This window comes from Streptomyces sp. AHU1 (assembly GCF_045343905.1).
GTDB classification, from domain to species: Bacteria; Actinomycetota; Actinomycetes; order Streptomycetales; family Streptomycetaceae; genus Streptomyces; species Streptomyces triticiradicis.
In genome coordinates this window covers 8,363,195-8,382,685 of sequence record NZ_CP174283.1, presented here as the reverse complement: position 1 = coordinate 8,382,685, position 19,491 = coordinate 8,363,195, and the positions used below count along the sequence as shown (strand labels likewise).

Annotated in this window: 19 protein-coding genes; 11 read left to right on the top strand and 8 right to left on the bottom strand. The window is 72.2% G+C overall.

Translation table 11 applies throughout. The annotated features are described in order from the left end of the window. Positions 1-148: 148 nt before the first annotated feature. Positions 149-1,357, top strand: a complete 1,209-nt coding sequence (locus ACICHK_RS37005; RefSeq protein WP_406840359.1) for an acyltransferase family protein — start codon at positions 149-151, stop codon at positions 1,355-1,357. A 180-nt stretch (positions 1,358-1,537) separates the two neighbouring features. After that, a complete protein-coding gene (locus tag ACICHK_RS37000; RefSeq protein ID WP_406840358.1) occupies positions 1,538-2,509 on the top strand; it encodes an expansin EXLX1 family cellulose-binding protein in 972 nt (323 codons plus the stop codon). A 74-nt stretch (positions 2,510-2,583) separates the two neighbouring features. Here the strand turns inward: ACICHK_RS37000 and ACICHK_RS36995 are convergent, their stop codons facing one another. The 6 genes from ACICHK_RS36995 to ACICHK_RS36970 all read right to left on the bottom strand — a co-directional run bounded on the left by ACICHK_RS36995 (position 2,584) and on the right by ACICHK_RS36970 (position 7,086). After that, positions 2,584-3,702 (bottom strand): PP2C family protein-serine/threonine phosphatase, encoded by a 1,119-nt coding sequence (locus tag ACICHK_RS36995; RefSeq protein WP_406841424.1) that lies wholly within the window; start codon positions 3,700-3,702, stop codon positions 2,584-2,586. A 212-nt stretch (positions 3,703-3,914) separates the two neighbouring features. Beyond that, positions 3,915-4,673 (bottom strand): IclR family transcriptional regulator, encoded by a 759-nt coding sequence (locus ACICHK_RS36990; protein ID WP_151471638.1) that lies wholly within the window; start codon positions 4,671-4,673, stop codon positions 3,915-3,917. Between the two features lie 88 nt (positions 4,674-4,761). Then, the gene (locus ACICHK_RS36985) at positions 4,762-5,508 is read right to left on the bottom strand and encodes a class I SAM-dependent DNA methyltransferase (protein ID WP_406841423.1); all 747 of its coding nucleotides are present in this window, start codon (positions 5,506-5,508) and stop codon (positions 4,762-4,764) included. A gap of 208 nt (positions 5,509-5,716) precedes the next feature. Continuing rightward, positions 5,717-6,175, bottom strand: a complete 459-nt coding sequence (locus ACICHK_RS36980) for a MarR family winged helix-turn-helix transcriptional regulator (protein ID WP_406840357.1) — start codon at positions 6,173-6,175, stop codon at positions 5,717-5,719. A 60-nt stretch (positions 6,176-6,235) separates the two neighbouring features. After that, complete coding sequence (locus ACICHK_RS36975) at positions 6,236-6,595, bottom strand: DUF6204 family protein (protein WP_151471634.1); 360 nt, start codon at positions 6,593-6,595, stop codon at positions 6,236-6,238. A gap of 128 nt (positions 6,596-6,723) precedes the next feature. Continuing rightward, positions 6,724-7,086 (bottom strand): hypothetical protein, encoded by a 363-nt coding sequence (locus tag ACICHK_RS36970; RefSeq protein ID WP_406840356.1) that lies wholly within the window; start codon positions 7,084-7,086, stop codon positions 6,724-6,726. Between the two features lie 420 nt (positions 7,087-7,506). Here ACICHK_RS36970 and sigK point away from each other — a divergent pair, with 420 nt between their 5' ends. The 8 genes from sigK to ACICHK_RS36930 all read left to right on the top strand — a co-directional run bounded on the left by sigK (position 7,507) and on the right by ACICHK_RS36930 (position 15,583). Continuing rightward, positions 7,507-8,103 (top strand): ECF RNA polymerase sigma factor SigK, encoded by a 597-nt coding sequence (gene sigK / locus ACICHK_RS36965; RefSeq protein WP_406840355.1) that lies wholly within the window; start codon positions 7,507-7,509, stop codon positions 8,101-8,103. After that, positions 8,100-8,834: an anti-sigma factor domain-containing protein gene (locus tag ACICHK_RS36960; protein WP_406840354.1), complete on the top strand. Its 735-nt coding sequence runs from the start codon at positions 8,100-8,102 to the stop codon at positions 8,832-8,834. The genes sigK and ACICHK_RS36960 overlap by 4 nt, the downstream gene beginning before the upstream one ends. Before the next feature lie 196 nt (positions 8,835-9,030). Next, positions 9,031-9,876: an MIP/aquaporin family protein gene (locus ACICHK_RS36955; protein WP_406840353.1), complete on the top strand. Its 846-nt coding sequence runs from the start codon at positions 9,031-9,033 to the stop codon at positions 9,874-9,876. A 24-nt stretch (positions 9,877-9,900) separates the two neighbouring features. Next, complete coding sequence (gene glpK, locus ACICHK_RS36950) at positions 9,901-11,418, top strand: glycerol kinase GlpK (RefSeq protein WP_406840352.1); 1,518 nt, start codon at positions 9,901-9,903, stop codon at positions 11,416-11,418. A gap of 288 nt (positions 11,419-11,706) precedes the next feature. Continuing rightward, entirely contained in the window at positions 11,707-12,198 is a 492-nt protein-coding gene (locus ACICHK_RS36945; RefSeq protein WP_406840351.1) for a peptidylprolyl isomerase, read from the top strand. 377 nt (positions 12,199-12,575) lie between these two features. Further along, a complete protein-coding gene (locus tag ACICHK_RS36940; RefSeq protein WP_406840350.1) occupies positions 12,576-13,139 on the top strand; it encodes a hypothetical protein in 564 nt (187 codons plus the stop codon). 378 nt (positions 13,140-13,517) lie between these two features. Next, positions 13,518-13,961 (top strand): DUF485 domain-containing protein, encoded by a 444-nt coding sequence (locus tag ACICHK_RS36935; RefSeq protein ID WP_406840349.1) that lies wholly within the window; start codon positions 13,518-13,520, stop codon positions 13,959-13,961. After that, positions 13,958-15,583, top strand: a complete 1,626-nt coding sequence (locus tag ACICHK_RS36930) for a cation acetate symporter (RefSeq protein ID WP_406840348.1) — start codon at positions 13,958-13,960, stop codon at positions 15,581-15,583. The genes ACICHK_RS36935 and ACICHK_RS36930 overlap by 4 nt, the downstream gene beginning before the upstream one ends. Before the next feature lie 52 nt (positions 15,584-15,635). On the opposite strand, the gene ACICHK_RS36925 is transcribed toward ACICHK_RS36930, so the two are convergent. Together ACICHK_RS36925 and ACICHK_RS36920 are read right to left on the bottom strand one after the other, a co-directional pair. Beyond that, the gene (locus ACICHK_RS36925; protein ID WP_406840347.1) at positions 15,636-17,129 is read right to left on the bottom strand and encodes a long-chain-fatty-acid--CoA ligase; all 1,494 of its coding nucleotides are present in this window, start codon (positions 17,127-17,129) and stop codon (positions 15,636-15,638) included. After that, the gene (locus tag ACICHK_RS36920; RefSeq protein ID WP_406840346.1) at positions 17,126-18,271 is read right to left on the bottom strand and encodes a TauD/TfdA family dioxygenase; all 1,146 of its coding nucleotides are present in this window, start codon (positions 18,269-18,271) and stop codon (positions 17,126-17,128) included. The genes ACICHK_RS36925 and ACICHK_RS36920 overlap by 4 nt, the downstream gene beginning before the upstream one ends. Before the next feature lie 158 nt (positions 18,272-18,429). On the opposite strand from ACICHK_RS36920, the gene ACICHK_RS36915 reads away from it, so the two are divergent. Further along, positions 18,430-19,431 carry an AraC family transcriptional regulator gene (locus ACICHK_RS36915; RefSeq protein ID WP_151471610.1) on the top strand — a complete coding sequence of 334 codons (1,002 nt, stop codon included), beginning with the start codon at positions 18,430-18,432 and terminating at the stop codon, positions 19,429-19,431. Positions 19,432-19,491: the final 60 nt, after the last annotated feature.

Genomic DNA, 19,491 nt, shown 5'->3' with positions numbered 1-19,491 from the left:
GGCCGCCCCGCTCGCCGTGCCCGTTTCCCGGCCGGACCGGCGAACCCCTCACCCACAGAACCCGGCCCAGGCAGGCAATCCCATGGAACCTGAACCTCCGATTCCGCGGCCGCTCTCGCACCGGCCTTCCGCGGCACCCTGTCCACCCGTGTCCGGCGACGACGCCGGTCCCGCGCGGCTGGGCTGGCTCGACGCGCTGCGCGGTCTCGCCGCGCTCCTCGTGGCGGTCGAGCATTCGTCCCACGCCTTCATGGCCCAGTTCCGAGAGCAGGTGATGCCCCAGCTGAACCTCGGCCGGTACGGCGTCATGCTGTTCTTCCTGGTGAGCGGCTACGTCATCCCCGCCTCGCTCGAGCGCCGGGGCTCCGTCCGGGCCTTCTGGACCGGACGGGCCTTTCGCATCTACCCGCTGTGGGCCGCCGTGGTGGGCTCGGTCCTGGCGCTGAATCTGCTGGGCGTCGTCCACATGGGTGCCCGCTTCGCCGGGCGGGACCCCGTCACGGTCGCCGTCGCCCATCTCACCCTCCTCCAGGAACTGCTGGGGACGCCGAGTGCCGTCCTCGTCCTGTGGACGCTGTCGTACGAGCTGGCCTTCTACCTCCTGGTGGTCGCCCTGTTCACGGTCCGGCTGCACCGGCGGCCGGCGACCGTCGCGGTGGTTCTGGGAACGCTGGCCGCGGTGAGCGCGACGGCGGCGTTCGTGCCACGGGCGTCCGCGTTGTCCTCCGCCGTCGGCACCGGCCCCCTCGTCGCGCTCGCTTCGGCGGCGCTGGTGACCGCCGTCCTCTGCGGGAGTTCCGGGCCGTCCGCGCTGCGGGTGCCGGGGGCCGTGGCGGGAGGTGTGCTCGCGCTGGTCCTGGTCGCCTTCAACGGCACCGTTCCCCTCTGGGAGGGCCTGGTGATCCTGGCCGTGATGTTCCTCGGCACCGCCGTCCGGCGGGCGGAGAGCGGGGGGAGCACCTGGCCGTGCGCGGCCCGCGCGGCCGTCGTGGTGCTGGTCTGCGCCGTGGGGAGCGCGTACGTGCGGGGCGAGGGGGCTCATTTCGCGCGGCGCGGCTGGATCACGGCCTTCCTGCTGGCGGTGCTCACCTTCGGCGTGGCCCTGGCGCTGCGCCACCGGAGGTTTCCGCGCGCCCTGATCTGGCTGGGGACGATCAGCTACTCGGTGTACCTGGTGCATCCGGTCCTGCTCGCGGTGAGCGACGGCGTGATCGGCCGGAGCCGGCACGACGATCCCGTGCTCGAAGCGGCCTTCTTCGCCGTGCTGCTGCCGCTGTCCGCGCTGAGCCACCGCCTCGTCGAAGTACCGGGAACGGCCCGGGGCCGGAAACGGATCCGCCGCATCCGTTCGACGTGACCTTGCCGCCCCGCCGTCCGTGGTGACACCGCCCGCCCGCGCCGGGCGGGGGTGACCGGCGTCCGGGCGGAATCCGGCATCCGGCGCGGTCCGGTGGCCGTGGAGAACGGGCGGCAACCTTTTCGCTCCCGGCGGCCACTGACGGGCACACGAACGGCTCGATCTCCCGGACGGATGCGCATGAAGGAAACGAGGCAGGCCGCGCGGCGGCGTGGACACCGGCCGGGGCCGTGGGCGCTCGCCCCGGTCGCACTGGTCGCGGCAGGCGCTCTGGTCTGCCTGGCCGCCGCGTGCCGGCCCGGCCACCGGACCGACGCGGAGCACACCGCGGCCACGGCGGTCGCGGGTTCCCGGGCGACCGCGGCTCCCGGCCGGGCGTCCTCGGCCGCGTCCGCGTCCCCCGCCGCGACACGGTCGCCGGGTCCGGCCGTCTCCCCGACCTCGGCCCCGGCCGCGAAGGCCCGCCCCTCCGCCGCCCCGGCGCGGCCGTCGGCGTCGCGCACCTCCCGGGCCACGACCACGACCGCTTCACTGGTGGGACGGATCCGCCCGGGAACCGGCTACCGGGGAGTTGCGACCACCTATGACGCCGGGACCGGCGAGGGCGGCTCCTGTTCCTACGGTCCGAGCGACGACCTCATGACCGCGGCGATGAACCACACCGACTACGAGACGTCCAAGGCGTGCGGGGCGTACGTGCTGGTGCGCGCGGCCGACGGAGCGACCGTCACGGTCCGGATCACCAACGAGTGCCCGACGGGCTGCGCCCCCGGGCAGCTCGACCTCAGCGCCCAGGCGTTCGCCCGGCTCGCGGACCCGTCGGCCGGCCGGATCCCGGTCACCTGGGAGCTGCTGAGCCCCGGCGACTCCGACACGGTCGCGCTCCGCTACAAGACGGGGTCCAGCCGCTACTGGTGCGCGGTCCAGGTGCTCGGCCACCGGAATCCGGTGGCCCGGCTCGAACTGCGCACCGGCGGCGGATGGCGGCGGCTGCCCCGCACCGACTACAACTACTTCCTCGCCGAGGACGGCGGCGGATGCGGCGGCACGATCAGGGTCACCGACATCTACGGTGAACGTCTGACCGTCGACGGCATCGCGCTGCGCCCCGACGCGGTGCAGGCGACCCGGCTCCAGTTCGCCCGGCACTGAGCCGTTCCGCGAAACCTGTCCGCCGCCGCTCGCCGGGGCGCGCGCCGGACGCCGCCCCTCCCCCTCCGGAGCGGCTACCCCCGGTCCCTGCCGCAGCTCACACCCGCGGCGGAGGGCTGGGGCGGGGAGGGGACGACGACGGAGCCGCCGCCCGCGACGACCACGGGTGACGGATCGGCGGCGGCCGGCTTGCGGAGCAGGAGCAGCGCGGCGTCGTCGTGCAGACGGCCGCCCACGTGGTCCTGCAGTTCCGCTTCGAGCGCGGCGAGGGTGGAGGCCGGCTCGTCGGAGACGTGCCGGGCCAGCCCTTCGGCGAGCGCGTAGAACTCGCGGCCGTGGTCACGGGCCTCGGTGACTCCGTCGGTGTACAGCAGGAGCTGGTCGCCGTCGGCCAGGGGCAGCACCTGCAGGCTCGGGGTCTCCCCCGTCAGGGCCCGCAGTCCGAGGGGCGGGGCGGGGTCCACGGGGTCGACCGACACGACGCTCCCGGACGCGCGGACGTGCAGCGGGGGCGCGTGCCCGCAGTTGACGACCTCCAGCCGGCCCGGTTCCGGGTACCCGGCGACCACGGCGGTCACGAAGTCGTCGTGGCCCAGGTTACGGGCCAGACTCCGCTCGATCCTGGCGACGACGGCGAGGAGGTCGGGCTCGTCGTAGGCGGCCTCGCGGAAGACACCGAGCACGAGCGCGGCCGTACCCACGGCCGGCAGCCCCTTGCCCCGGACATCTCCGACGATCATCCTGACGCCGTACGGTGTGGGCACCAGCGCGTAGAGGTCCCCGCCGATCCGGGCCTCCGCGGCGGCGGCGCTGTAGCGGACGGCCACCTGGAAGGGCCCGACGTTCGCCGGTATGGGGGCGAGGAGGGCGTGCTGGGCCGCCTCCGCCACCGAACGGACGGCCGCGAGGACCCGCTCCCGACGCCAGCGCAGCGCGCTGGCCAGGGCGCTCGCCAGGGTGACGGCCGACAGGGCGGACAGGACGGCCGTGAGCTCGCCGCCCGGAACGCCGTCCCGGATGCCGAGCACCGCGCTCAGCGCCGCGGCGAGGAAGCCGACGCCCAGAACCCCGCACGGCCGGCTGGTGATGGCCGCCAGCGCCGGTCCGGCGGCCAGCAGCGGCAGCCAGATCATGCCCGCGCCGCCGGCCAGGTCGACGAACACGACGGCGGCGACGAACAGGAAGGGGAGCATCGACGTGCCGCGGGCGAAGCGGGCCGCGTGCTTGCGGCCCGCAGCCCCGAAACAGGCGGCTCGGTTCCTGAACGTCCGTCCGTGCCAGTGCTCGCTACCGTGCTCTCGGGCCCGACTCATGTGCGTGCGCAGTCCTCACCTGGGTCGATCATCTGAAATGTCCGATTGATTCAGGAAAGACGTTCGGAGCAAGCTCCACAAGCGCGGGGATTTCAAATAGTGAGCGACAGGCTCCTGGTCACCCGGTTCGCGGTCGGGATCAGCCGGGTCAGGACCTCGTCGAGCCGGGACAGCCGTTCGGCCGGGAGCGACACGCCGAGCGAGCCCAACGTGTCCCCGCTGTAGACGGGTACGGCGACGCAGACCGTTCCGAGAGAGTACTCCTCCAGGTCCGTGACGGCCGGGGCCATCGGCGACGAGGCCAGGCTCCGCAACAGCTGCCGCCGGCTCGTGATCGTCCGCGGAGTGAGATCGGCGAGGGTGTGACGGGCGAGGTAGTCGTTGCGGGACTCCTCGTCCAGTTCCCGCAGCACGGACTTGCCCAGCGCGGTGGCGTGCCCGGCGTCCTCGAACCCGACCCACAGGTCGACCCTGGGCGCCCTGGGTCCGTCGACGATCTCGGCGACCCTGATCTCGCCCTCCTCGTAGAAGGTGAGGTAGGCGGCCGAGGCGATTTCGTCGCGCAGGGCGGCGAGCGTGGGGCGGACGCGGCTGAGCAGTGCCTGTCCGCGGCCCTGGGTCTGCAGCGTCTGCATCTTGTCACCCAGGATGAACCCGCCGTCGTCGAGTTTGCGTACGTATCCGTCGTGGACGAGGGTCCGCAGCAGGTGGTAGGCGGTGGCCAGCGGCAGCTCGGTCTCGCGTGCCAGCTGTTTGGCGGGCGCGCCGTTCTCGTGCGCGCTCACCGCCTCCAACAGGCGGAAGGCCCGCTGAACGGAGGTGATCAGCGTGGGCCCGTCCCGAGCTCCCATGCCCCCAGCGTGCGCCGAGGTCCCGGGACAGGCAAGAGGTCACGGGACCTCCGCCCGCTCCGGCCCGTCCCGCGGCGGACCGGAACGATCACGGTCGGCCGGCGGGCTTCTCCCAGACGGAGACGTGCCGGGCGCTCTCGCTGGTGAAGGCCTCCCTCGTCCATCCGTCCCATCGCTCACGCAGTCGCAGCCCGGCGAGCCGGGCCATCAGGTCGAGTTCGGAGGGCCAGACGTACCGGAAGGGAATCGATCTGTACTCGCCGCGGCCGTCGACGACCTCGACGTAGTTCGAGCTCGTCGCCTGGGTGGCGACGTCGTAGGTGTCGAAGGCCCAGCGCGTCGGGCTCACGTGGAAGGGCACGACGTTCTGCCCGGCCGGGAGCTTCCGCAGTTCGGGGATGATGACCTCGATGACGAAGCGGCCCCCGGGTTCCAGGTGGGCCGCCGCGTTGCGGAAACAGGCCACCTGCTCCTCCTGCGTCGTCAGATTCATGATCGTGTTGTAGAGCAGGTAGACGACGGAGAAGGTCCCGTCCACCCTCGTCGTCGCGAAGTCACCGATCGTGACGCCGATCGCGTCACCGCCGGGCTTGGCGCGCAGCCGGGCGACCATCGCCCGTGACAGGTCGATGCCGTGGACCCGTACCGCGCGTCGCGCCAGGGGCAGCGCGATACGCCCCGTCCCGATGCCCAGCTCCAGTGCCCGGCCGTCTCCGGCCAGGCCCGCGAGGAAGTCGACGGTCGTCTCGATGACGCCCGGCTCGAACATCTCCCCCGACGACTCGTCGTAGCCCGCCGCGACACGCTCTCCGAAATGACCGTCCTGATCCTGGATCGCCATCGTCGGACCGTACTGAAGGCAGCCCGGACGGCGCACCCCGTTTTCGGGGCTCCGGCGCGCCCTCGCGGGTGGACGGGAATTGCCAGACGGGCCCTGGCGCCGTCGTCCGGCCCGGCAGTCACCCGGGCGGCGCCGGTGCCGGACGGGGCGCCCCTCGGGGCGCCCCGTCCGGGACCGGACCGGCCGGCGGGCGGGTGCCGGCTCAGGAGCCGGCCGACCCGCGCCGGGTGAACCCGGTGCCGTCGAGGCGGCCGAGGAGACCGGCGAGCCGCGCGACCTCCTCCCCGGTCCACGCCGGCTCGGCGAAGATCTCGCCGGCGACGTGCCCGGCGGTGACGAGCATGTCCGCCAGGCGCTCCCGGCCGGTCTCCGTCAGGGCCGCGTAGGCCACCCGCGCATCACGGGCGTCCGTGTCCCGCCTGACCAGTCCGATGCGCTCCAGGGGCACGAGACCCCGGGTGACGCCGGAGGCGGTCAGTCCCAGCGCCTCCGCCAGGTCCACCCGGCGCATGCGGTCGCCCGGGGCCTGGGACAGGCGCAGCAGCACGGTGAAGTCGGCGAGGCTCACTCCGTGCAGTCCGCCGAGGCTCGCGTCGAACCGCTTCACCAAGGCGGCCTGCGCCCTCATCAGACGCAGTACCGCGTCCAGCCCTTCATTCATTGATTTCTCCTTGACTACTCAAGCATATCCGGAGCGCGAGCCCCGTCGACGTACGAAAGGTCAGGGGGTGTTCTGCGCGATGGCCCGTCGCTGTCGTTTGCCGAGAGGAGCCTGGGAGAGGTCCTCACCCTGGGACCTGAGCCTCTTGAAGCCGTAGCCGCGCCCGGTGAGCCAGGCCGTCGCCGCGGCCTCGGCGCGCTCGACCGCCTCCAGGATGTCCTCCTCCGCCTCCCCCGAGTCCAGGAAGCGGAAGGTGAAGGCCGGCCGGGCGGCCACGTCGTAACTGAGGTGCCCCTCGGGGGTGAAGGCCGCCTGCAGGACGTCGTGTTCCGACGCGTGCGCCAGAAGCTCGGCACGCTGGTCGGCGCCGAGCCCGTCGAAGACACCGCGAACGGTGATGCGGAAAGTGCGTGTGGTCATCGGGCGAGCCTAACCGGCGGGATCGGCCCTGCTCCACCACGTTTCCGGCACGCTCGCCGGGGACGCGCGCACGAGGAGAGCCGGGAGCGGAACGACCGCCCCCGGCCCTCACGCCTCGGCCGGAGCACTCAGTGGCCGTGGTGATGCGGCTTGCAGTCCCAGTGGCCCTTCACCCACACGTGGTCCCAGTGACCGGGAACGTAGACCCACTTCTGCACCCAGCCGTGGTGGTGATGGCCGTGGTGCCAGGAGTCCTGGTGGACCCACTTCTTGACCCAGTGTCCGGGCACCCACTTCTTGACCCAGTGCCCCTTCTTCCACTCGCAGCGGTCGTGGTGGCCGTGGTGGTCGGCGGTCGCCGAAGGCGTGGGCGAAGGCGCCGGGGTCGTCGCGGCGGCGACGCCGGACGTGCCCAGAGCGGCCCCTCCGGCCAGCAGGCCCGTAGCGGCGGCACCGGCGATCAGGCGCCGGACGCTGATGCGTGTGGTCACAGGACTCACCTCCCTCGAAACGTGATGGACGTGCGCAGCGGGAGCCGGTGTCACGAGAGTTCGCGGCGAAGCCCTCGAGACGCTCCAGGACTCCCGACGCGCGGGACATAAGCCATTCGGAGCAACAAAAGGACCATATGAGGATAGACCCCGGTAAGTTTCCGTCACGACTTTTGGGGAGGAGCCGGCCGGGGCCGGTTCCCCGGGCACCGGACCGCACGGCCCCGCACGGGGACTTCGCGGCGCTCCCGGCTCATACGCGGGTCGGAGCGGCTACGAATACACGGCGACGGCACCCTTTCCCTGACGCCCTTTCCCCGGCGACACCAAACGCCCGACCGCGACGGCGCCGGGCGGGGAGTCGAGCCGGACGGGCCGAGGGCCCGGCGAGAAGGAAGCAACGGACGGATCCTGTGAGCGATGCCCAAGACCGGCCAGAACGGACACGGTTCGCGACGGCGCCCATCGGCGGAGACGTGGCTGGACGCCCGGCTCGAGCGCGCCGCACAAGGTGACCAGGACGCGTTCACCGACGTGTACGACACCCTCGCGCGGCCGGTGAAGGGCCTGATCTGCCGCGTACTGCGGGACGAGGCACAGGCCGAGGAGGTGACGCAGGACGTGATGGTGGAGATCTGGCGGACAGCGGACCGCTATCGCCCCGAACTCGGCAGCGCCCGGGGATGGGTCCTGTCCCTCGCGCACCGGCGGGCCGTCGACCGGGTCCGGCACGTCCGGGCCAGTACGGCACGCGAGCGCCGCAGCGCCCTGCTCGCGGAGGACCGTCCCTTCGACGCGGTGGCCGAGGCCGTGGAGCGGCACGAGGACCACGAGCGCGTCCAGCGCTGTCTCGCCGACCTGGAGCGGCACCAGCGCGTACCGCTGGTGCTCGCCTACTACCAGGGCATGACCTATCTGGAAGTGGCCGCCTGCCTGGCCACCCCGGCGGGCACCGTGAACTCCAGGATGCGCGCCGGGCTGCGCCTGCTCCGCAGATGTCTGGAGACCGGCCGATGACAGCCGCAGAGGACCCGCACCAGCTCGTCGGCGCGTACGTCCTGCACGCCCTGCCGGCGGCCGAGGAAGCCTCCTTCGAGAACCACCTCGCCGGCTGTGCCGCGTGCCGGAACGAGGTGGCGGAGCTGTCCGAGGTCACGCTGCGACTCGCCTCGGCGCAGGACGCGACCCCGTCACCCGAACTGCGCCAAAGCGTCCTCGAACGGATCGCCCACACGCGCCAGGAGCGTCCTTCCCGCGCCCTTCCGGTCCGCCGGCGAGCGCTGCGGACGGCCCTGGCCGCGTGCCTGGCTCTCGCGGCCGCGCTCGGCGGAGTCGCCGTCTGGCAGCACACCCGGGCCGAGGACGCACGAGCCGAGGTCTCCGCCCAAAAGGCACAGGCCTCCGTCCTCTCCGACCTCCTGACGGCCCGGGACGCCACGATCAGCACGCAGAGGCTGGACGACGGGGCCGACATCGGCGTCGTCTCCTCCCGTTCCCAGGGCCGGGCCGCCTTCATCGCCTCGGACCTGCCCCGCCTCAAGAACGACCAGGTCTACGAACTCTGGTACGCCGCCGAGTCCGGTGCCCTCCGCCCGGCGGGCCTGCTCCCCGGTTCCGGCGGCGGCCAGGCGCGACTGCTCCACGGCTCCCTGGACGACGTCAGCGCCGTGGGCATCACCGCCGAACCGGCGGGCGGATCCCGGCAGCCCACCAGCAAGCCGCTCGGCATCGTCACGGTGCCCGCCTGAGGCCCGAGGCCATGCCGAGAAGCGCGGGCACCCGTCTCCGCGAAACCCGTCAGACTTGCGAGTCGCCTGACATGACATGTCAAAACTGGATAGTTAACTTTTGATGCGATTCGTTCTTGATCACCCTATGCTGATGTGAGGAGGGGCTCGGGCGGCGGTCAACAGCCGGTCCTGCACCGGCGGGAAGCGGGCTTCCATGACTGAGCGGTTCAAAAAGTCGGGGCTGATCGGCGAAATGTCCGCCGAGTTCCTCGGCACGATGATTCTCATCCTCTTCGGTTGCGGCGTCGTGGCCCAGGTGGTCGCCGGCGGCGCACTCACGACGCCCCCGGGCGGCCTCGGGAACCACGACAGCATCGCGTGGGCCTGGGGCATCGGCGTCACCATGGGCGTCTACGTCGCCGCACGGCTGAGCGGCGCGCACCTCAACCCCGCGGTCACCCTCGCGCTGGCCACGTTCAAAGGCTTCCCGTGGCGCAAGGTGGCGCCCTACGTGGTGGCCCAGACCATCGGCGCCTTCGTGGCGGCCCTGATCGTGCGGTGGAACTACACGGAGGCCCTGGCGAAGGCCGACCCCGGCCACACCATCAAGACCCAGGGCGTGTTCTCCACGCTGCCCGCCAACGGCAACCCGAACCTGCCGGTCCACGAGTGGGGCGCGTTCCGCGACCAGATCATCGGCACCGCGATCCTGCTGCTGGTGATCCTGGCCGTCACTGACCTGCTCAACACCCCGCCCGGCGCGAACCTGGGCCCGTTCATCATCGGCCTGCTGGTCGTGGGGATCGGCATGGCGTGGGGCACCCTCGCGGGCTACGCGATCAACCCGGCACGTGACTTCGGACCGAGGCTGGCCAGCTTCCTCACGGGATACGGAGGAGCCTGGCGAGATCAGTACGGAAACTTCTACTTCTGGGTGCCGATCATCGGTCCGCTGATCGGCGGTGTGCTCGGCGCAGGCGCGTACAAGCTCTTCGTCGGCCGGTTCCTGCCGACGGCGGAACCCGAGCCCGCGGGACGCATCCCGGCTCCCAAGGACTGACACCCCCGGCAGAGGCGGCAACTCATGGCTGACTTCGTGGGCGCGGTGGACCAGGGGACCACCAGCACCCGATTCATGATCTTCGACCACGCGGGCAACGAGGTGGCGAAGCACCAACTGGAACACGGCCAGATCCTTCCGCGCTCCGGCTGGGTCGAGCACGACCCGGTGGAGATCTGGGAGCGCACCAACTCGGTGATCCAGAACGCCCTGCGGCACAAGAACCTGACCGCCGAGGACCTGGCGGCGATCGGGATCACCAACCAGCGCGAGACCACCGTCGTGTGGGACCCGCGCAACGGCCGTCCCTACTACAACGCCATCGTCTGGCAGGACACCCGGACCGACTCCATCGCCGCGGCCCTGGAGCGTGACGGCCGGGGCGACGTCATCCGCCGCAAGGCGGGGCTGCCGCCCGCGACCTACTTCTCCGGCGGCAAGATCCAGTGGATCCTGGAGAACGTCGACGGGGTCCGCGAGGCGGCGGAGCAGGGGCACGCCCTGTTCGGCAACACGGACGCCTGGGTCCTGTGGAACCTGACCGGCGGCCCCGACGGCGGCATCCACGCCACCGACGTGACCAACGCCAGCCGCACCATGCTGATGAACCTCGAGACCCTCGACTGGGACGACGAACTGCTGGGCTTCTTCGGCGTGCCGAGGGCCATGCTGCCCAGCATCAACCCCTCGTCCGACCGCGAGGCGTACGGCACGGCGCGCACCTCCAGGCCGCTGCGCGCCGCCGTCCCCATCACCGGCGTGCTCGGCGACCAGCAGGCGGCCACCGTCGGGCAGGTGTGCTACGCGCCCGGCGAGGCCAAGAACACGTACGGCACCGGCAACTTCCTGGTCCTCAACACCGGTACGGAACTGGTCCGTTCGCAGCACGGACTGCTGACCACCGTGGCCTACCGGTTCGGCGACGAGCCCGCCGTCTACGCGCTGGAGGGCTCCATCGCGGTCACCGGATCCGCGGTGCAGTGGCTGCGCGACCAGATGAAGATCATCATGAATGCGGCCGAGAGCGAGACGCTGGCCCGCACCGTGGAGGACAACGGCGGGATGTACTTCGTCCCGGCGTTCTCGGGCCTGTTCGCCCCGTACTGGCGTTCCGACGCCCGCGGCGCGATCGTCGGACTCGCGCGGTACAACAGCAACGCCCACCTGGCCCGGGCGACGCTGGAGGCGATCTGCTACCAGAGCCGCGACGTCGTCGAGGCGATGGAGCAGGACTCCGGGGTCCATCTCGACGTGCTCAAGGTCGACGGCGGCGTGACCGCCAACGACCTGTGCATGCAGATCCAGGCCGACGTCCTCGGCGTACCCGTCAGCCGTCCCGTGGTCGCCGAGACGACCGCGCTCGGCGCCTCGTACGCGGCGGGTCTGGCCACCGGCTTCTGGCGGGACACCGACGAACTGCGCACCCACTGGCAGGAGTCCAGGCGCTGGGAGCCCCAGTGGTCCGAGGACCGGCGTCAGCAGGGGTACGCGGACTGGAAGAAGGCGGTGGAGCGCACGCTCGACTGGGCGAAAGTGGAATAGACCGGCGCGTCGGCCACGCCGGTGGCCGACGGCGCGCCCTTCGGCCCCCGGCCCGTATCAGGGCGGGGGCCGAAGCCTTCGGGGGTTCGCTCTCCTGTGCGGTCGCGAACCCCGTCGGGCCCGCCGGGAACCGCCGCGTCCTGGGCCGTTCCCGGGACGCGTGCCACCGACGGCCCGCCGTCCCGTCCGCCCGGACCACGTGCCGAATGATCACCCCCGGTCACGCGCCCGCCGCCTCGGCTTATCTATGCTCGGTGACGAACCTTCGCATCCATGAGGAGCAGAGCAATGAGCCAGAACGTATTCTTCGAGGTCACCGCCGACGGCCAGCCGCTGGGCCGCATCGAGTTCAAGCTCTTCGACGACGTCGTCCCGAAGACCGCGCAGAACTTCCGTGAGCTCGCCACCGGCAAGCACGGTTTCGGTTACGAGGGCTCGCCGTTCCATCGGGTCATCCCGGGCTTCATGCTGCAGGGCGGCGACTTCACCCGCCGGAACGGCACGGGCGGCAAGAGCATCTACGGCGAGAAGTTCGCCGACGAGAACTTCAAGCTCAAGCACACCAAGCCGGGTCTGCTGTCGATGGCCAACGCCGGGCCGAACACCAACGGCTCGCAGTTCTTCGTCACCACCGCCGTCACCGGCTGGCTGGACGGCAAGCACGTCGTCTTCGGCGAGGTCGTCGAGGGCATGGACGTCGTGAAGGCGATCGAGGCGCTCGGCAGCGACTCCGGCAGGACCTCCAAGGAGATCCTCGTCTCCAAGAGCGGCACCGTCTGATCCGTCCGACGACCGATACGGGGTCCCTTCCGCGGACGCGTGCGTGCGGGGGCGGCGGGTGACGCACCCGCCGCCCCCGCCCGGCGGTCCGCCGCACGGGACTCCGCGGCCACCGGAACCGATCGGGCCCCACACGTCGCGGGGCCCCGAAAGAGTTCGGCCGGATTCGTGGCCGGATCCCGTACACCAGGAGACCGGCCCCGCCGCGAGGGGTAGCCCTACCCGAACACGCCGAAGCGTGTGGGGGTTGGGGGGAGCTGGCCCGAGTGAGTTGGCGGGGGCGGACACCGGGAGAACACCTGTCAGGACGCGCGCGGCGGCGGTCGGCCGTGCGCCGGCTACGCGCGGAAGGGGCCCACGGGCCCGTACTCCGTGAAGTGCTGCCCGCCCTCGCGGCGGTCGTCGTCGCCCTCTGCGCGGTCGTCGCCGGCCTCGCCGTCGGTTACCGCGTGGCCGGTATCGGCGTACCCCTCGGCGCTCTGTCCGTCCTGGCCCTCGCCTGCTCCGTCGCGGTGCGGCGGAATCGTCCGCTGGCCCGCCGGCGGCTCGGCTTCTACACGCCCGAGGAGCTCGCGGAGCTGGACACCCAGGGACTGGCACTGGCCGTCTCCCGGATGCTGCGCCGGGACGGCTGGCGCGTGCTCCCTTCCCGCAGGAGCGAGGCCCGCGTCCGCGTCCGCGCGCGGGACGGTCACGGGCGGCGGCTGGAGGTCGCCTTCCGTCCCGTGGCCGAGCCGCTGCCCGACGAGGACGTGCCCTCGCGCCCCGGACGCCCGGGCGGCCCCGGCCCGCCGCTCCGCCTCGTGGTACACCGCGGGGCCTTCACCCGGCGTGACGTGCAGTGGGCGCGGCGTCAGGGCGGTGTCCGTCTGATCGACGGCTCGTGCCTGCGGCGCTGGGCGCACGGAACACCGCTGAACGAACTGGGCGACTCGTCCTGAGCCCGCGCGGGCACCCGCCCTCCGTGTCCCTCGGGCCCCGTACCGGACACCCCGCCGGACCTCCTCCCGAACCTCCTCCCGGACCGCCCCGTCGACCTACGCGCACGCCCCGGACGCCCCCTCACGGTGGGACCGCCGACGGATCCGCGCGCACCGGACGTCCGCCCCACCCACACCCCAGTCCTCACTCCGAGCCCGGGCGCAACAGCGGTTTCTTCGACAACGGGCGAGGTCAGGGGCGTGAACACGTTCCGACCAGGCAGTTGCAGGAAAGCCCTTCGCACGGACCGAGGAGCCGAATAGCGTGCGAGGACCCGAGCCGTCCCCACCGTCCCGCGGTCCGCGCACGCCGGGCCCGCACCCCACCAGGAGACCGGCATGTCGTACGACAGCTCCGCCCCGCGGCCCGCGCGACCGCCGCGGGGACACCACAACTCCTTCGCCGACCACGTCCCGGACCCCGCCGCGGCGGAACCCTTACGCGGCGGGGCATCACCCCGCGCCTGGACCGGACACCACCGTGATCTGCGCATCCTGCGCCGCGCCTACCGCCGCCAGCGGCGCGTGACCACCTTCGCTGTGCTCGGCTGCTTCACCCTCTTCCTCGGCCTGTGCGCCGGCTGTCCCGCTCTGATGGACCGTCCCGTCACCGGATCCGGAGGCCTCTCGACGGGCCTGGTGATCGCCCTCTCCCAGATCCCCGCCACCTGGCTCGCCGTCCTCGTCTACGAGCGCACCGCCCGCCGCTACGTCGATCCCCTCGCCCGCCGCGTGAACCGCAGCGTCCCCTGGGCCGGCGGCGAGCAGGAGCGCGAGCGGTGAGCGGCTTCGCCGGCTCCACCGAGTCCTGGTCCCTCGTCGCCTTCTCCGTCGCCGTCACGGTCACCCTGCTGCTGTGCGTGCTGACCGGCCCCGACAGCGACGATCTCGCCGAGTTCTACACCGGCTACCGCTCGCTCTCCCCGTTGCGCAACGGACTCGCCATCGCCGGCGACTACATCTCCGCCGCGACCGTGCTGACCATCGGCGGCGTGATCGCCCTGTGCGGTTTCGACGGTGTCGTCCTGGCTCTCAGCACCCTGCTCTCCCTGCTGGTGCTGATGTTCCTGCTGGCCGAACCCCTGCGGAACACGGGCAAGTTCACCATGGGCGACGTGCTGGCCCGCAGGATGCCCTCACGCGCCGTACGGATCACCGGGTGCGCCGTCACGATCACCGCCCTCGTGCCGATGATGCTCGTCCAACTCGCCAGCACGGGGCAGCTGCTGGCGTTCATCCTCGGCTTCACGGACGGCTCCATGAAGACGGGCTGCATCGTGGGGGTCGGCGCCCTGATGATCACGTACGCGGCCATCGGCGGCATGCGGGGCACCGCGCTGATCCAGCTCCTGAAGATGGTCGTGCTCCTCGGGTCCGGAATCGTGGTCTCCGTGCTGATCCTCGGTCAGTTCCACTGGAATCCGGGCGAGTTGTTCACCACGGCCGCGCGGCGCAGTGGATCGGCGGAGGCGTTCCTGCACGGCGGGCTCCAGTTCGCCGGTGGCCCGCATCCCCGGCTCGACATGATCAGTACGCAGTTCGCCATCGTGTTCGGCGGTGCCTGTCTGCCCCATGTGACGATGCGGATGTTCACCGCGAACAGCGCGCGCCAGGTGCGGCGTTCGATGTCCTGGGCGGTGTCCTCGGTGGCGTTGTTCATGCTCGTGGCGGGCGTCGTCGCCGTCGGCGCCACGGCGATGCTCGGCCGGGCGGGCGTCACCGCCGCCGACCCGCGCGGGCACACCGCCTATCTCCTGGGCTCACGGGCCGCGTTCGGCCCCGTGGTGTCCCGGGCGGAGACCCTCGTGTTCACCACGGTCACCACGGCGATCTTCCTCACCCTGCTCGCCTCGGTCGCGGGGATGACCCTCGCCTGCGCCAACTCGCTGGCCCACGACGTCTTCGCGGACCGCGGCACCGCCATGTCGTCCCAGCGCGAGACGGCCTTCGCCCGCGGCTCGGCCCTGGTCGTCGGCGCGCCCGTGATCGCCCTCGCGGTCCTCGTCCAGGACCGCAGTCTCCAGCCGCTGGCCACCATGTCCTTCTGCGTGGGCGCCTCGGCGATCGCCCCGGCCCTGGTCTACAGCCTCTTCTGGCGCCGCTACACCCGGGCCGGTCTGCTCAGCACGCTCATCGGCGGCACCCTCGCCGTCCTGGTCCTGATGCCGGGCACCCGGCTGGTCTCCGGCTCCCCGACGTCCGCCTTCCCCGCCGCCGACTTCAACTGGTTCCCGTTCACCACCACGGGGCTGGTGTCCATCCCGCTGGGCTTCGTCCTCGGCTGGCTCGGCAGCATGCTGTCCGGCCGCCGCGCCGCGGACCGGGAGCGCGGGGTGTACGAGAGCGTCGAGAGTCTGATCCTCGCGGGGCCGCGGCGGAGGAGGCGGGGCGGCGGGGAGCGGTGACGGCGGCGGGGTCGCCGCCACCGTCGTCCCGGAGGCCCGCTCCCTCAGCGGTTCACGCGCCGTCGACCACGATCTCGCGCTTGAGGATCTTGCCCGTGGGTCCCTTGGGCAGTTCGGCCGCGATCTCGACGAGACGGGGGTACTTGTACGCCGCGACCCGCTCCTTGGCGTGGGCGCGGATCTCCTCGGCCGTGGCCTCGGCGCCGGGCCTGAGCGTGACCACGGCCGCGACCTCCTCACCGTGCAGGGGGTGCGGCACCCCCACGACGGCGGCCTCGGCCACGGCGGGGTGCTCGTACAGCACCTCCTCGATCTCGCGCGGGTAGACGTTGTAGCCACCGCGGATGATCATGTCCTTCTTGCGGTCGACGATGAAGTAGAAGCCGTCCTCGTCGACGCGGGCCAGGTCTCCGCTGTGGAACCATCCGTCGCGGATCGCCTCCGCGGTGGCGTCGGGGCGGTTCCAGTAACCGGTCATGACGTTCTCGCCGCGGATGGCGATCTCGCCGACCTCTCCGGACGCGACCACGCCCCCGTCCTCGGCGACGAGCCGCATCTCGACCCCGCGGATGGGCACGCCGATCGAGCCGGCCTTGCGCGGGCGGTCCGGGTGGTTGAACGCGGCGACCGGCGACGTCTCGGAGAGCCCGTAGCCCTCCAGCACGGCGGCGCCGAAGCGTCGCTCGAATCCGTGCAGGACCTCGACCGGGAGCGCGGCCCCGCCCGAGACGGCCAGGCGCAGCCGGCCGGCGTCGAAGCCCTCGGGAAGGTCGGCGTGCAGCAGTGCCGCGTACATGGTCGGCACGCCGAGGAAGACGGTGACCTCGTCCCGGGCGATGACCTCCAGGGCGCTCACCGGGTCGAACCGGGGCAGCAGCGTCAGTGTGGCTCCGGTCGCGACGGCCACGTTGAGCGCGCAGGTCTGGCCGAAGGCGTGGAAGAGGGGCAGGCCGCCGAAGAGGACGTCCTCCGACCCGACCTGGAGGAGGGTCTCGGCCGTGGTGAGGGTGTTGCGGGCCAGGTTCCGGTGGGACAGTTCGGCGCCCTTGGGCGTTCCGGTGGTGCCGGAGGTGTAGAGGATCAGGGCGGCGTCGTCCTCGGCCCGGTCCGGGGTGTCGCGCAGGGGCTCGTGGCCGCGCAGCAGGGCGTCGAAGGTCCCGGGGTCGGTCACCAGGCAGTCGGTGCCGGTCTCGGCGGCGGCCTTCGTCACCTCGTCGGCGAACAGCGGGAAGACCAGTGCGGCGCGCGCTCCGCAGTCGCGCAGGGTGAAGGCGACCTCACGGGCCTTGAGCAGCGGGTTCATCGGGACGACGACGCCGCCGGCCCGCAGGATGCCGTAGTAGAGGACCGGGAACAGCGGGACGTTGGGCATGGTCAGCGCGACGCGGTCGCCCGGAGCGACGCCGCGGTCCCGCAGTAGCGCGGCCACCCGTGCGCTGGCGTCGTCGAGTTCGGCGTAGGTGAGCGTGCTGTCGTCGTGGCGGACGGCGACGCGCTCGCCGTGGGCCGAGGCGGTGGCGGCCAGAAGGGTGACGAGGTCGGTCATGCCGGGTATCTCCTTGAGTTCGTCGCGCGGGGCGCGGCGGTGGCGCGCGGTCGGATCACATCGCGAAGCGTGACCCAGGGGGGTGCGTCCTGGCTACCGGTCCCCCGGGGTGAGGCCAGCCACAGACGCAGCAGGTGGCGCCCGGGTTCCGGCGGACGGTGGTCCTCGAACGCCGAGCGGGCATGCATCACCCGGTGGGTGTTGATCAGCAGCAGGTCCCCGACCCGGAGGTCGAGGTCGAGCCGGTACTCCGGGGAGGCGGCCACGGAGTCGATGAGGTCGAAGAGCTCCCGGTCCGCCGGTTCGAGGCGGGGCACCTCGGGGAAGCGCTGGGCGGATTCGAGATAGCACCGGTTGTACCGCATGCTCGGCGCGCCGACGAGACCGCCGGGGCGGGAGACCAGCGGGGCACTCGTGCAGGGCGGCTCGCCGGGGGCGTGTTCGTCGCGGCGGTCGAAGTGGTACGTGCGGTACAGGCGCCCCGCGAGATCGGGGCGCAGGTCCAGCACGGCGTTGTGGACCGCGGCCGAGCTGACCAGGGAGACGCGGCCGCCGGTGCGGGACGCGCTCAGCGGCAGCACGGCGAGGAGATCGGTGGGGTCGGTGTGGAAGGGCAGGGCCTCCCGGGTCTGGTAGCCGCGTGCGGCGGGGTCGTCCAGGCTCCGGCCGGTGTCCCGGACATGGCCGAGGACGAGTCCGTCGGCGTTCTGCGGCACCGGGTGCCCCAGGTGCCGGCCGATCCCCCAGAAGACGGTGCTCGCGGCGCTCTCGCCGAGCCGCTCGACGGGGATGCCCCGGACGATCGCGAACCCCCGTCCGTGTTCGAGGACACCGGAGAGGCGCGCCAGGTCGGCGGCGAGGCCGGGGAGCGGGAAGTCGGCGGCCGTCAGCCTCAGCAGGGTGCGGTCCCGCCTGCGTGCCTCGCGCAGGGCGGAGTCGATCTCGGCGAGCCGGGCCTCCGACAGGCTCAGCCGCCACTCCTCCGGACGCGTGAGCTCGCGCCCCTTCCACACCGAGGGGCCCGAGCAGGGCGTGGGCGGTGTCCGGTCCGTACCCGGGCGGGGCGTGGACGATGTCCGGTCCGTGCCTGGGCGGGGCGTGGGCGTCTCCGGCGCCCGGTCCGCGTCCGCCGTTCCTGTCATGTTCGCCTCCAATCCGTCGCGCGTTCACCCGCCGGGGAGCGGTCACCCCGATCGGGCCCGGCCGGTGAACGGCGTCATGCTAGGTTCCTCGACCACCGCCGCGCTTGTCATGGCGGGACAGGAGACTTGGCTTTTCGGGACATCCCTGGAGCGTGCCCATGAGACCTCTGGTCCGCACCGCCGCCCTGAGCGGCTACGTCGAGCTGTGCCGCTCCCTCGGGATCGACCCCCAGGAGCTGCTGAAGCGGGTGGGCCTCGACACCGCCGCCCTCACCGTCCAGGACCGGTGGATCTCCGGCACGGCGGCCGTCCAGGTGCTGGAACTGTCGGCGGCCGAGTCCGGTCACGAGGACTTCGGGGTGCTGCTGGCGGAGTTCCGCCGCTTCTCCACGCTCGGCCCCATCAGCCTGGTCGTCCGCGAAGAACCCGACGTGCGCAGCGCGCTGGAGATGCTGATCCGCCATCAGTACATGTACAACGAGGTGCTGCACACCCGGCTGTCCGAGGGGGACGGCCTGGCGACGCTGAAGGTGGACCTGCGGCTCGGCGAGGCGATGGAGACCCGGCAGGCGACGGAGCTGGCCGTCGCCGCGTACCACCGCATCCTGAGCGATTTCCTGCACGCCCGCTGGCAGCCGCTGTCCGTCTGGTTCCGGCACTCCGCGCCGGCGGACACCTCGGCGCACCAGGACGCGTTCGGGCCGATCGTGGAGTTCGACCGCGAGATCGACGGGATCGTCTTCTACGCCGACGACCTCGACGCGCCCAACGCCATGGCGGACCCGCTGATGCGCGAGTACGCCCGCCAGTACTTCGACGCGATCGCCGTCCCGAAGGACACCACCGCGGCGGACCGGGTGCGTGAACTGATCGAGGTCCTGCTGCCGACGGGGCGCTGTTCGATCGAGCAGGTCGCGCGCAGCCTCGGCGTCGACCGGCGCACCGTCCACCGTCATCTGGCCGCGTCCGGCGAGACGTTCTCCTCGCTCCTCAACGTCACCCGCCGCCATCTCGCGGAGCAGTTCGTCGCCAATCCCCGGCGCCCGCTGACGGAGATCTCCGACCTGCTGGGGTTCTCGTCGCTGAGCGGGTTCTCGCGGTGGTTCCGCGAGCAGTTCGGATGCAGCCCGCGAGCGTGGCGCGGAAGCAGGGCCTCCTAGCAACTCCCCTTCCGGGACCGGAGGGACGGGTGGAACCCATTCCCCGGCCGCCCGCCGCCC